Source organism: Qipengyuania profundimaris, assembly GCF_030717945.1.
GTDB lineage: Bacteria > Pseudomonadota > Alphaproteobacteria > Sphingomonadales > Sphingomonadaceae > Qipengyuania > Qipengyuania profundimaris.
Genome location: NZ_JAVAIM010000001.1, coordinates 1,909,175 through 1,922,284, shown reverse-complemented (window position 1 = coordinate 1,922,284; position 13,110 = coordinate 1,909,175). Strand labels below are relative to the sequence as shown.

Below are 13,110 nucleotides of genomic sequence, written 5' to 3'. Positions count from 1 at the left end.
GCCGGCCCATGTGCGGGATCGCGGGTATTTTCCATTACGAGACGGTGAAGCCGGTCGATCCCAAACGGGTCGAGACGATGACGAATGCGCTCGCGCATCGTGGCCCGGACGGTGCAGGCGTCTGGACGGCGCCGGGCGTGGGCCTCGGTCATCGGCGGCTCTCGATCATCGATCTGGCCGGTTCGCCCCAGCCCATGCATTCGGCGGACGGGCGCGCGGTCATCGTCTTCAACGGCGAGATCTACAATTACCGCCGGCTGCGCCGCGAGCTGGAGCAGGGCGGGGCGCAATTCCGCACCGATGGCGACACCGAGACGATCCTCGCCGCGTGGCAGAAATGGGGGCCGCGGTGCCTCGAACGGCTCGACGGCATGTTCGCCTTCGCGCTCTACGATTGCGCGACCCGGCAGCTGTTCCTCGCACGCGACCGGCTCGGGGTGAAGCCGCTCTACATTGCGGAGCTGCCCGGAGGCGCGCTGGCCTTTGCGAGTGAATTGAAGGGCCTGCTGGCCAATCCGCTGCTCAGGCGGACGATTGACCCGCTGGCGATCGAGGATTTCATGACCTGGGGCTATGTGCCGGATCACCGCGCGATCCTGCGCGGAGTTCGCAAGCTTCCGGCGGGGCACTATGAATTGCTGGAGCACGGTCGCACCCCGGCTTCGCCGGTGCAGTGGTGGGACGTGAGCTTCGCCGAGCGGTCGAGGGGTTCGCAGCAGGATCACTCCGCCGAGCTGCTCCACCTGATGCGCGAAGGAGTGACCAGCCGGATGGTCGCCGACGTGCCGCTGGGCGCGTTCCTCTCGGGCGGGGTGGACAGCTCGTCCGTCGTTGCGCTGATGAGCGAGGCAAGCGCGCAGCCGGTGACGAGCTGCTCCATCGGGTTCGACGTAGCGGGCGTGGACGAGACGGCGCATGCCCGGAAGGTAGCGGAGCTATTCCGCACCGATCATCACGAGCGCATCGTGTCGGCCGACCAGTTCGACGAGATCGATCGCATCGCTGCCATATTCGACGAGCCGTTTGCCGATGCGAGCGCCTTGCCGACGCTGCGGGTATGCGAACTGGCGCGCGAGCACGTGACGGTGGCGCTGTCGGGCGATGGCGCTGACGAAGCGCTGGCAGGATACCGCCGCCAGCTCTTTCACGCGCGCGAAGAACAAGCTCGCGCAGTCCTGCCGCAATTCCTACGCGAGCCGGTGTTCGGCGCACTTGGAAGCATCTGGCCAAAGGCCGACTGGGCGCCACGTCCGCTGAGAGCCAAGGCGACACTGCTGTCGCTCGCCCAGAACGGCGAGGCCGGTTACGCACGCGCGCTCGCCATCCTCGCCCCCGAGCAGAGAGCAGCCATCTACGGCGAGGGGATGATCCGTGACCGCGGAGATTATCGCGCGGAGCAGCCTTTCGAGACACTGATGCGCGGAGCTCCGACGCGCAGTGGGCTGGACAGGGCGCAATATGCCGATCTCAAGTTCTGGTTGCCTGGCGACATCCTTACCAAGACCGACCGTACGAGCATGGCCGTCGGCCTCGAGGCGCGCGAGCCCTTGCTCGACCACCGCTTCATCGAATTTGCCGCGCGCCTGCCACACCGCCAGCGCATTCGCGGCACGATGGGCAAGTGGCTGATGAAGCACACGATGGAACGCTATCTGCACGACGACATCCTCTATCGGCCGAAGCAGGGTTTCGTCACACCCATCGCCGATTGGTTTCGCGGGCCGTTGGCGGATGCCGCGCGCTCCGTGGCGTCGAGCGAACTGCTGGTCGGGAGTGGATGGTTTGCCCGCAAGCCGCTCGCCGAATTGGCGGAAGCGCACATCGCGGGCCGGTCCGACAACAGCCGGGTGCTGTGGCAATTGCTGGTTCTGGAACGCTCGCTGCGCCACCTCAAGCCCAGCGGCTGAGCCCGGTTCAGTCGGCGAGACCGTGGCCGCGCGCCATGTATTCGGCGCTTTGCATTTCCTTGAGGCGGCTGACCGTGCGCTCGAACTCGAACGATCCTTCGCCGGCGGTGTAGAGGTCCTCCGGCTCGGCGGCAGCGGTGGCGAACAGCTTGACGTTGTTCTCGTACAGCGCGTCGATCAACTTGGTGAAGCGGATCGCCTCGTTCTGGTTGTCAGGCGACATGGCCGGGATGCCGACCACGATCACGCTGTGGTAGGCATGGGCGATCGCGAGATAGTCGGCGGCGCCGCGGTTTTCGCCGCACAGCCGCTTGAAGCTGAATACGGCCACGCCCTTTAGGCTCTTCGGCACATGCAACGTCCGCCCGCCGCCGAGGTCGAGCGTACCCGACGGCACGTGCTCGGCATCCTCCGGTTTGTAATCGGTGAGGCGGAAGAATGCTTCGCGCACTTGCGCGGTCGCCTCGTCGCCGAGCGGCGAATGCCAGGTGTCGATATCGCCGAGCCGGTCGAGCCGGTAGTCGGTCGGACCGTTGAGCGGCAGTACATCGAACTCCGCCTCGACCAAGTCGATGAAGGGCAGGAAGAGCGAGCGGTTGAGGCCGTCCTTGTAGAGGTCGCGGGGAGGGCGGTTGCTGGTGGTGACCACGGCAAGCCCCTCGTCGCAGATCAGCGCGGTGAACAGGCGGCTCATGATCGCGGCATCGGCCGTGTTGGTGACCACCATCTCGTCGAAGGCGAGACAGCGGACGTCCTGCGCGATGTCGCGGGCGACTTTGCCCGTCGGATCGCCCGGATCGGTCTCGCGCCGCTCGCGCATGCGGCGGTCGACCTCGAGCATGAATTCGTGGAAATGGGCGCGGCGCTTCTGCTCGATCTCCAGCGTCTCGACGAACAGGTCCATCAGCATAGATTTGCCGCGCCCGACGCCGCCCCACATGTAGACGCCCTGCGGCCGCGTTTTCTTGGGCCGGAAGAGCTGCGAGAGGATGCCGCCGGGCGTTTCCGCCTGCAATTCGCGCTGAAGGCGATCGAGCCGTTCGGCAGCGCGGCGCTGGTCCGGGTCCGAGCGCAGCTCGCCGGCGGCCACGAGCCGCTCGTAGCGGGCGAGCATGCCGCTCATTGCGGCGTCGGGCGGCGGTGCATCTTCTTCACGATGCCGGAGAAGCTGGCGACGGTGTGATCCTCCTGCTCGACGGTACCGCGCACGAATACCATGCTGCCGGTCTCGCGCACGATCTCGCACACCGCATCGAGCGGGCGGTCGGGCTGCCCGCCGCCGACGAACTGGGTGGAGAGCTCGACCGTCACCGAAGGGCCGGCGTTGCCGCTGCCGATCGTGTGCATGGTCGTGAACAGGCTGATGTCGATCAGCGACAAGGTGACTGCGCCGTGCACGATGCCCTGCAGGTTCTCGTGCCGTCGTTCCGGGAACATGCGCAGCCGTGCCTTGCCGTCATCGTCGACGCGCGTGATCATCTTGCCCATCACCGCGCCGTTGAACAGCGACTGGTCCTTCAGGTTCCAGTGCCGCCAGCCCGGGTTGTCCGGGTCCGGCCCGTGATCGAAGACCTCGTCCGGAAGCACGTCAGATCGCGCGTTCGGCGATCATCTTCTTGGTTTCGGCGATCGCCTTGGCGGGCGAGAGGCCCTTAGGACACACGTTCGCGCAGTTCATGATCGTGTGGCAGCGATAGAGGCGGAAGGGGTCTTCCAACTGGTCGAGCCGCTCGCCGGTCATCTCGTCGCGGCTGTCGGCCAGCCAGCGATAGGCCTGCAACAGGATCGCGGGGCCGAGGAACTTGTCGCTGTTCCACCAATAGCTGGGGCAGGCGGTCGAGCAGCAGGCGCACAGGATGCACTCGTAAAGCCCGTCGAGCTGCTCACGCTGCTCGGGCGACTGGAGACGTTCCTTGCCGCTCGGCGTGGTCGAAACGGTCTGCAGCCAGGGGCGGATGCTGGCATATTGCGCGTAGAAATGCGTGAAATCGGGCACCAGGTCCTTGATCACGTCCATGCTCGGCAGCGGGGTGATGCGGATTTCGCCCTTGAGATCCTCGATCGCCGTGGTGCAGGCGAGGCCGTTCTTGCCATTGAGGTTCATCGAGCACGAGCCGCAGATGCCTTCGCGGCAGGAGCGACGGAAGGTCAGCGTCGGATCGATCTCGTTCTTGATCTTGAACAGCGCGTCAAGAACCATAGGCCCGCAATCGTCGAGGTCGAGCTCGAAGGTATCGTAGCGCGGGTTTTCGCCGGTGTCGGGATCGTAGCGGTAGATCTTGAACTTGCGGATGCGAGAACCGCCGTCAGCACTATGGGCGCGGCCTTTGCCGGTGATCTTCGAATTCTTGGGAAGGGTGAAGGTCGCCATTACGCAGTCGTTCCTGTTGCTTTCTGCCACCCATCTAGCGGTTCATGCGAGTGGCGCAAGGCCGACGATGCTGCAATTCCTGCACACTGTGTCCAACAGGATCGAAGACATGGACCGCATGGACCACAGTCCAGGGCGGAAAAAAGCGAGATTGCGAAAATGGCCGAATTCTGCGGGGGTCGAGGGAACAATCCGGTCATGCAATCGGTCTAGTCCGGTAGGATGGACGTAGGAAAGCCAATTCACAGAGCCGCCGTGTTCGGAGCCAGCGGCGGCATCGGGCGCGCGCTTGCGGAGGCGCTGGTGAAGCAGGACGCGGAGATCTGGGCAGGGTGTCGTTCGGGCGATCCCGGCATTGCCGGGGCGCACTCCTTTGCCTTCGATTTGGACGACGAAACCAGCATCGCCGAGGCGGCGGACGCCATGAGCGACGCACCGCCCGACCTCGTCATCGTCGCCAGCGGGGTACTGACCCTCGATGACGGCACCGGGCCCGAGCGAAGCTACCTCTCGCTCGATCCCAATGCGATGGAGCGAGTTTTCCTGCTCAACACTATCGGCCCGGCAATTATCGCAAAGCACATGCTGCCGCTGTTCGACCGGAAGGAACGCTGCGTGTTCGCGGCGCTATCGGCCCGCGTGGGCTCGATTTCCGACAATCGTCTCGGCGGTTGGCATAGCTATCGCGCCAGCAAGGCGGCGCTCAACATGCTGCTGAGAAACTTCGCGATCGAACTGGGTCGCACCCACAAGCAGGCCGTGGTCACCGGCCTCCATCCGGGCACGGTCGACACGCAACTATCCGAGCCGTTTCAATCGAACCTGCCCGATGGCCAGCTCACTGCGCCGGATGAAGCTGCTGCAAACCTGCTCGAAGTCATCTCCAAGCTCGGGCCTTCGGACAGCGGCAAGATTTTCGACTACGCTGGCGAGGTGATCCCGGCATAGAAAAACCGCCCCGCGCCGGTTGGCGCGAGGCGGCTTCTTTTCAGGCGGCTTTAACCCTTCTCGGATCAGCCGAACAGGATATCGCCAACCGGGATCGCATCGAGGTTTTCGAAGATGATCGTCTGATCGATCACGCCATCGCTGTCGATGTCGATTTCCAGGCGATTGTCGATAGCGGTCAGGGTCGAGGCTTCGGTGATACCGAGGCCCGACAGGTCGACAGTATCGACGCCCTCTTCGAAGTCGGTGATGATGTCGGTCCCGCCATTCGTGAAGCTGTCGTCGAACAGCCGCTCGTCGGAAGCGAAGACGAACACATCGGCACCGCCGTTTCCGGTCAGGACGTTGTCCTGCTCGTTGGTGATGATGACGTCGCGATAGTCGGTGCCGACAGCATTCTCGATTTCGGTGCCATAGGCGATCGAGATGTTCTGGTACTGCATGGCCTCGACGCCAGCATGACCGGTATCGGCGGCGATGTCGCGGGCGTTCAAGCCCATATAGCGGCTTGTCACGCTGTCGATCGTCGCTTGATCGGCAGGCGCGTAGTAATCCACTAGGCCGTAAGCCACCTCGATCGCGTCATTCAGCGATTGCAGAGCCTCTGCCTGATCGGCCGTGGTGATATTCCCCTGGCCGGCCGACGAGAACTGCCCGTCGCGCAGGTCGATAAGAACGCTCGCTTCGAAGCCCGAGAGGTCGATCGTGTCGATGCCACCGGCGTCGTAGATCGTCAGATAGGGGTGCTCGTTCTGCGTGAAGTCGAACACCGCACGATCTGCGGTCGAGTTGAAGCCGTAGGTGGTATCGTCGGCGCGGGTGGTCGGATCGGCGCCGTAAACCTGCTGGATGGTGTAGACATCATGTAGCAGCGGCGTCTGCGGATTACTGAAGAAGAACGTTCCCCAGTTGACGATGCGCGCACCGGTTTCCGATGCGCCCCAATACGACATAATCGAATACTGCTCGGAATCCTGGGCATATTCGGCCTGGTCGAGATAGGTCGTTGCGCCAGCACCATTGTAGGCGCCGGGGTGACTGAGGCCGATCGCATGACCGATTTCGTGGGTGAGCGTCGTTGCGCCGTAACCACCAAAGCTCAGGTCGCCGTTGGAATAGTTCCCTTCGTGAAGAAGCGTGCCATCCGCGTCGAAATAGCTGCGGGGATCGGCGACAAAGACGTCACCGAAGAAATTGTAGCCGCGAGCGTTCGTGAAGCCGTATTCCGGATAGTAGGCATAAGCCTGCGCCGGGTCCCAGCTGTTCGCGAACTGGATGTCGGCGCCGCGACCGTTGCTCTCCACGAATTCGGGCGAAATCAGATCGTCCCACAGGGCGATCGACGCACGTGCGGCGTCCTGCTGGGCAGCGGTGAAGGGAGCGGCTCCGTTATTGGCACCAAAGCCGTACTGCGGGTTGTTGTACAGGCCGACGAGGTTGTCGCCCTGCAGGAAGGTGTAGGTGATCCGGTTGCTGCCGGTGATGTTGTGCGAATTGCCGGAGAAGATCTGGTCGACGACCTGATCGAGGTCGGCGATCAGCTTGCCGCGGTATCCGAAACCGAAGCCGCCGAAGTTGTCGAGGTTGAAGTCCTCGGCCAGCGCGCCGGTATCGTAATCGAGCACGGTGTCGAGCGTGATCTGATCACGCAGTTCGCTGCCGTGATCGCAAGCGTCTGTGCAGGTGTGCGTGTAGAGATAGTCTGTCCCCTCGGACAGCACGTTATGGCGCGGCATGGACCCCTCCAGAAATGTGAAAATACGACCCTTGGTGCACCAAGCACCAAGTAACCGCATCCTAACCATAGGTCAGGCGGTGGCAAGGGCGTTTACCGCTTTTTCACGCAGTTCGGGAAACATATCTGAAGTCGCGGAGGATGTCCGCGCAATATGACGAACGTGCTATCCGTCGGCGATATTTGCGCACAACTCAGCCGGCAGCGATGAGTCCGTTCCTCCGCCACGATTCGGCAAGCAGTGTTTCGAGCAGATCGGCATGGCTGAACCCGGCTTTCGCCGCAGCCTTGGCCATGACCTTCTCCGACCACAAATTGCAGTTGAGATTGATCTCGATGAAGTTGATGTCGCCGGTTTCGAGATCGAGCCGGAACTCGATCCGCCCGTAATCGAAGGGCACGAATTCCTGCGCGACCTTGCGCGCCATGGCCTCGATCTTCGGCGCAAGGTCGGAATCGTCGAAACGCTTGAGCGCCGCCTTTTCCTTGTTTTCGACCAGGTCGCGCTTTTCGTAGTAGGTCCACAGGCGCTGCGTATCCTCGCGCTCGTACCACAGCATGGGGAGGGCGATCGGCTCGTCCTCGATAGTGATGAACGCGCATTGGACGTCGTAGCCGTTGAGATACGGCTCGACGATCGCATCGTGGCCTTCGGTATGGATGTGCCAGACCGCGTTGGCAACCTCGACCCAGTTGCTCGCGTCGGTGATGCCCCAGCTGGCGGAGGAGGCGTTTGGCTTGATTACCCAGCGGCCGGCGTCCTTCACGGGAAGGTCGTCCTCGCGGATGGGAGCGCCGCGGCGGTAACAGAACCAGGGCGCGGTCGGCACGCCGGCGTGTTCGCAGACGAGCTTCGACACCGATTTGTCGTCGCCCAGTCCGCGCAGAAAGGGCATTGCGCCGAGATAGGGGATGGCGTGCTTGTTGCACAGGATCGGAATCAGCATCTCGCTGTTCACGAAGCCGCCCCGGTTAAGCAGCGGAAACACGAAGTCCACGTCGGGCTTCTCGAACAGCACTTCGTAGTGATTGGCGAATTCGAGATTGAGCCCCAGCCCTTCCAGGGTGGTGCGGACCTCGTGATGATAGATGGCGTGATTACCGTCTTCAGGGTGCATTCCGCCGCCGAACAGGGCGTGCTTGGCCATGAACAGCGTGCGGATACGGTCCTTGGCTTCTTCAGGAATGCGAAGGGGGGAAATCGGTTTGGTCATGGCATACCCGTCTGTGATTTTCGCCGCCAATACGCCGCGCAGCCCCACGCCGCCACCGAATTCTGCGCGAGAAACCGCTTGCCGCACGCCGGAAACGCGATAGCTTGTTTCATCGACTTCGCGGGAGAGGAGCCGGCGGTGGGACTGAAGAGCTGGTACGATGCGCACGTCATGCCGCGGGTGATCACCTATGCCTGCGCCCAGCCGGAAATCGAGGAACGCCGCCGCATGGTCGTTCCGCTCGCTCGCGGGCATGTATTCGAGATCGGCTGCGGCGGGGGCCTCAACCAGAAACTCTACGATACGGAGCAGGTGACGGCCTTCAGCGGGATCGATCCGCATGGCAAGCTACTCGACGGTGCCCGTGCCGAAGCCGAACGCAAGGGCTGGGCGGTCGATCTGCGGCAGGGTGTTGGCGAAGCCATACCGTTCCAGGACAGCAGTTTCGATACGGTCGTATGCACCTATACCCTGTGTTCCGTGGACGATCAGGCGAAAGTCTTGTCGGAAATGCGGCGCATCCTGCGTCCGGGAGGCCGATTGCTGTTTCTCGAGCATGGGCGTTCGCCAGATGCGGGGGTCGCGAAATGGCAGGAGCGGATCGAACCCGTCTGGAAGCCGATGGCCGGTGGATGCCATCTGACCCGACCGATCGGATCGGCACTGCGCGGGGCAGGTTTCGCCGTCGAACCGCTGGGACAGGCCTATCTGCCGAAAGCGCCGAAAGTGATGGGCTGGATGGAATGGGGCGTCGCGCGCAAGGAAGGCGCGTGATCCAGGCGACTCGATAAACAAACGCCCCGGACCCTTGGTGAGGCCGGGGCGCTGTCGTTCAGGCAATCTTTTCGGGTTTAGCTGTCGCCGAAGGTCCGCTGCCACCAGCCCTTGCGGGGCTTGGCAGTTTCGACGGTTCCGGCTGACACTTCTTCCTCCGGCGCAGCGCTCATCTCAGGCGCAGTATCGGCATCGGACTTGGGCTTCGCCTTCGCCTTGCTCACACGCGGCTTACGGGCAGGCTTCTTTTCGGCAGCGGCCTCGGCAGTTTCGGGAGTGCCTTCCGGTCCGGCGACGACTGCCATGTCTTCGGTGACCTGTTCAGCCACTTCGCCGGAAGCCTTGCCATCCGCTTTCTTGGGTGCCGCCTTCTTCGCGCGAGTACGCTTGGGCTTCGGCTTTTCCTCGGAGTCGGCATCGGAAGCGGTTTCCGCCTCAGGCTTCTCCGCCTTCGGCTTGCGGGTGCGCTTGGCCTTGGGCTTTTCCTCGGTGGCGGCGCTATCGTCGGTTGGCTGGTCGTCGGTCTTCTTCGGCTTCCGAGCGCGCTTCTTCGGCTTCGGCGCATCTTCCTCGGCTGCGGCTTCCGCCGTTTCCGAGCTGTCTTCCGGACCGGCGACCACGGCCATGTCCTCTACGACCTGCTTGGACACCGGTTCGAGGTTTTCGACCTCCTCGCCGGCATCGTTGCGATTGCCGCGACCGCGACCGCCCCGACGGCGTCCACCACGGCGGCGCCGCTTCTTCGGGTTGTCATTGCCGTTATCCTCGGCGGTTTCGTCTTCCTCGTCGTCGTTATCGTCGCTGTCGTCGTCTGCACTATTGTCGTCGTTGCGGCGCTTGTTGCGGCCACGACCACCGCGACGGCGGCGACGCTTCTTGCGGGGACGATCGTTGTCGTCATCGTCTTCATCCTCATCGTCGAAGGCTTCGGTGTCGACGTCGTCGTCATCGTCCTCGACGAGGGTTTCGAACTTGGGCACGTTGGTTGGACGAGGGCCGGAGCTCGACACGCTCATCTTCGCGCCTTCGTCTTCGCCTTCTGGACGGACGACCACGGTCACGCCGTAACGCTCCTCGATCTCCATCAGATCGGCGCGCTTTTCGTTGAGCAGATAGACCGAGGCCTCGGTGCTGGCGGCCAGCGTGATGATCGATCCCTTGCCCTTGGCGGCTTCGTCTTCGATCAGACGCAACGCCGACAGGCCGGCGGAGGACGCAGTGCGCACAAGGCCGGTGCCATCGCAATGCGGGCAGTCCCGGGTGGTCGCTTCGAGCACACCGGTGCGCAGGCGCTGGCGGCTCATTTCCATCAGGCCGAAGCTCGAGATGCGGCCCACCTGGATGCGCGCGCGGTCGTTCTTCAGCGCTTCCTTCATCGCCTTTTCGACCTTGCGGGTGTTGGAGTGGTGCTCCTGGTCGATGAAGTCGATGACGACGAGGCCCGCCATGTCGCGCAGCCGCAACTGGCGAGCGATCTCGCGCGCAGCTTCCAGGTTGGTATGCAGCGCGGTCTGCTCGATATTGTGCTCCTTGGTGGAGCGGCCCGAGTTGATGTCGATCGACACCAGTGCCTCGGTCGGGTTGATCACGAGGTAGCCGCCGCTTTTCAGCTGCACGACAGGATCGTACATCGCCTTGAGCTGGTCTTCCGCCCCGTAGCGCTGGAACAGCGGCACGGGGTCGGCATATTGCTTCACCCGGCGCGCGTGGCTGGGCATCAGCAACTTCATGAATTCCTTGGCCGACTTGTAGCCTTCTTCGCCCTCGACCACGACTTCCTCGATCTCGCGATTGTAAATGTCGCGGATGGCGCGCTTGATCAGGTCGCTGTCCGAATGGATCAGCGCCGGCGCGGCGGAAGACAGGGTGCGTTCGCGGATCTCGTCCCACAGGCGGGCGAGATAGTCGAAGTCGCGCTTGATCTCGGTCTTGGTGCGGCTGAGCCCGGCAGTGCGCACGATCAGCCCCATGGTCTTCGGCAGGCTCAGGTCGCTGACGACCTGCTTCAGGCGCTTGCGGTCCGATGCGCTGGAAATCTTGCGCGAGATGCCGCCGCCGTGGCTGCTGTTCGGCATCAGCACGGTGTAACGTCCGGCCAAGCTGAGATAGGTGGTCAGCGCCGCGCCCTTGTTGCCGCGTTCTTCCTTGACGACCTGCACGAGCAGCACCTGACGGCGCTGGATGACATCCTGGATCTTGTAGCGGCGACGCAGCGCCATGCGCTTGGCGCGCGCATCGTCGACTTCCTTGGCGCGGCTGCGGCCGCCCTTGCCCTGGCGGCGACCACGACCCTTGCGCCCGCGTCCACGGCGTTGGTTGCCGGAGTCGTCGTCTTCATCTTCGCTATCGTCGTCCTCATCCTCGTCGTCGTCGCCGTCGAGTTGGCCTTCCTCGATCGTGGAGACCTTGTCCTTGTCGGACGTGTCGACTTCTTCGAGTCCGTCTTCGGCGAGGTCTTCGGCGAGAGCTTCGGCGCTTTCGTCTTCGGCGTCATATTCGTCGCCGGGCATTTCGCCGCGCTCTTCCTCTTCGGCGCGCAGGCGGGCTTCCTCTTCGGCGGCCTCGGCCTCGGCGGCGAGCAGGGCCTCGCGGTCCTCCTTCGGGATCTGGTAATAGTCGGGATGGATTTCGCTGAAAGCGAGGAACCCGTGGCGATTGCCACCGAAGTCGACGAAGGCCGCCTGCAGCGACGGTTCGACCCTGGTTACTTTCGCGAGATAGATATTGCCCTTGATCTGCTTGTGATCGGCAGATTCGAAATCGAACTCCTCAATCCGGTTTCCCTTGAGGACCGCCACCCGGGTTTCTTCCTGGTGGCGCGCATCGATAAGCATGCGCGTTGCCATGTAATTGTCTCCAGCCGCAGCGGGGCGGGGCAGGCCCGTCGTCCGCGCGGCGTATTATGTTGGGATTTCCGCGTCCGTTCACCGGAGCCGCGGCGTTGAAGGACCGGCCGTCATGCAGATATGCGCGGGGCCGGGTATTCGTGACTGCGGAGACTGCCCTGCGCGTATTCAGCGCTGTCCGGCCCGACGAAAACGCGTCCCGGCGCGGGGCCGGGGATGCGTTTGTCGGGGAGGAACGGGGCATGTCCTGCATCAACCTGTATTCGTTGCGATCCTGATTGCCGAACGGCTGCGGATCGGTGGGCGGCAAGCCCGAATGTCCCTCTTCGTCGCGCGTTTCGCGCCGATCGGAGGCATCGGACAGCCGATACGCTATCGCTAGCACCGTGGGTTTCCAACAGCAACCATATTGCGCGGAGCGGCAAGAAAGCCCTAACGATTCACCATAAATGGCACCGCGCACGCAAATCCTGCTGCTTCTCGCAATTCCGCTGGTCCTCGTCGTGGGTCTGGTGCTGACCTCGCAACGCCTGCCTTCATCGGAGGTTGGCCGCGCCTATGTGCAGCGTGTGACCTTGCCGAGCGCTTCCGACGATCTCGATCTGCCGAGCGTGTCGGGCGATGAAGCCTTGCCTCTGATCGTGATCGACGCCGGGCATGGTGGGCATGACCCCGGCGCATCAGGGCAGGGACTGGTGGAGAAATCGCTCGTGCTGTCACTGGCCAGCGAGCTGAAGGAGGAACTCGAGGCACAGGGCGGCGTGCGGGTCGCGCTGACCCGCGATGACGACCGCTATCTCCTCCATGCCGAACGGTTCGAGATCGCGCGCCGGCTGAATGCCGATCTGTTTCTATCCATCCACGCCGACAGCGCAGGCGACGCGAGCGAGGTGGAGGGAGCCAGCATCTACACGCTGTCCAACGAGGCATCGAGCGACGCGGCCGCCCGCTTCGCCGAGCGCGAGAATGCCTCCGACAGGCTCAACGGCGTCAATCTGTCCGACCAGAGCGACACGGTGAGCACGATCCTCGTCGAATTGTCGCAGCGTCGCACGCAGGAACAGTCGGCGGAGTTCGCCCGCCTGATCCGGCGCGAAGGCGAGGGCGTGCTGCGTTTCCATCCTCAGGCAATCCGCTCGGCCGCGCTGAAAGTTTTGCGCGCGCCCGACGTGCCTTCCGTGTTGTTCGAAAGCGGTTTCATCACCAATGCGGCAGAGGCGGAACGGCTCGGCTCGGCAGAGGGCCGCGAACAATTCGCGCAAATCATGGCGCGGGCCATCCGTATCTATTTCGCCCGGCAGCAATAATCGCGTCA

10 protein-coding genes are annotated in these 13,110 nt (G+C 63.4%); 4 read left to right on the top strand and 6 right to left on the bottom strand.

Annotated elements, in window-relative coordinates:
* Positions 1 to 8 precede the first annotated feature (8 nt).
* Positions 9 to 1,907 (top strand): XrtA/PEP-CTERM system amidotransferase, encoded by a 1,899-nt coding sequence (locus tag Q9K02_RS09480; RefSeq protein WP_305932673.1) that lies wholly within the window; start codon positions 9 to 11, stop codon positions 1,905 to 1,907.
* 7 nt (positions 1,908 to 1,914) lie between these two features.
* Here Q9K02_RS09480 and zapE read toward each other — a convergent pair whose 3' ends face one another.
* The 3 genes from zapE to Q9K02_RS09465 are packed head-to-tail and all read right to left on the bottom strand — an operon-like array spanning position 1,915 to position 4,278.
* Positions 1,915 to 3,030: a cell division protein ZapE gene (gene zapE, locus Q9K02_RS09475; protein ID WP_305932672.1), complete on the bottom strand. Its 1,116-nt coding sequence runs from the start codon at positions 3,028 to 3,030 to the stop codon at positions 1,915 to 1,917.
* Positions 3,027 to 3,494, bottom strand: a complete 468-nt coding sequence (locus tag Q9K02_RS09470; RefSeq protein ID WP_305932671.1) for a PaaI family thioesterase — start codon at positions 3,492 to 3,494, stop codon at positions 3,027 to 3,029. Before Q9K02_RS09470 ends, zapE begins: the two co-directional genes overlap by 4 nt.
* A 1-nt stretch (position 3,495) precedes the next feature.
* Complete coding sequence (locus tag Q9K02_RS09465) at positions 3,496 to 4,278, bottom strand: succinate dehydrogenase iron-sulfur subunit (RefSeq protein ID WP_278328552.1); 783 nt, start codon at positions 4,276 to 4,278, stop codon at positions 3,496 to 3,498.
* A gap of 222 nt (positions 4,279 to 4,500) precedes the next feature.
* Between Q9K02_RS09465 and Q9K02_RS09460 the strand changes: the two genes are divergently transcribed.
* Positions 4,501 to 5,226 carry an SDR family NAD(P)-dependent oxidoreductase gene (locus tag Q9K02_RS09460; protein ID WP_305932670.1) on the top strand — a complete coding sequence of 242 codons (726 nt, stop codon included), beginning with the start codon at positions 4,501 to 4,503 and terminating at the stop codon, positions 5,224 to 5,226.
* A 65-nt stretch (positions 5,227 to 5,291) separates the two neighbouring features.
* Here Q9K02_RS09460 and Q9K02_RS09455 read toward each other — a convergent pair whose 3' ends face one another.
* Together Q9K02_RS09455 and Q9K02_RS09450 are read right to left on the bottom strand one after the other, a co-directional pair.
* A complete protein-coding gene (locus tag Q9K02_RS09455; RefSeq protein WP_305932669.1) occupies positions 5,292 to 6,962 on the bottom strand; it encodes a M10 family metallopeptidase C-terminal domain-containing protein in 1,671 nt (556 codons plus the stop codon).
* Between the two features lie 193 nt (positions 6,963 to 7,155).
* Entirely contained in the window at positions 7,156 to 8,175 is a 1,020-nt protein-coding gene (locus tag Q9K02_RS09450) for a D-alanine--D-alanine ligase family protein (protein WP_305932668.1), read from the bottom strand.
* A gap of 138 nt (positions 8,176 to 8,313) precedes the next feature.
* Here Q9K02_RS09450 and Q9K02_RS09445 point away from each other — a divergent pair, with 138 nt between their 5' ends.
* Entirely contained in the window at positions 8,314 to 8,949 is a 636-nt protein-coding gene (locus tag Q9K02_RS09445; protein WP_305932667.1) for a class I SAM-dependent methyltransferase, read from the top strand.
* Positions 8,950 to 9,026: 77 nt separating this feature from the next.
* On the opposite strand, the gene Q9K02_RS09440 is transcribed toward Q9K02_RS09445, so the two are convergent.
* A complete protein-coding gene (locus tag Q9K02_RS09440) occupies positions 9,027 to 11,795 on the bottom strand; it encodes an Rne/Rng family ribonuclease (RefSeq protein ID WP_305932666.1) in 2,769 nt (922 codons plus the stop codon).
* Positions 11,796 to 12,244: 449 nt separating this feature from the next.
* On the opposite strand from Q9K02_RS09440, the gene Q9K02_RS09435 reads away from it, so the two are divergent.
* Positions 12,245 to 13,102 (top strand): N-acetylmuramoyl-L-alanine amidase family protein, encoded by an 858-nt coding sequence (locus Q9K02_RS09435; RefSeq protein ID WP_305932665.1) that lies wholly within the window; start codon positions 12,245 to 12,247, stop codon positions 13,100 to 13,102.
* Positions 13,103 to 13,110 lie beyond the last annotated feature (8 nt).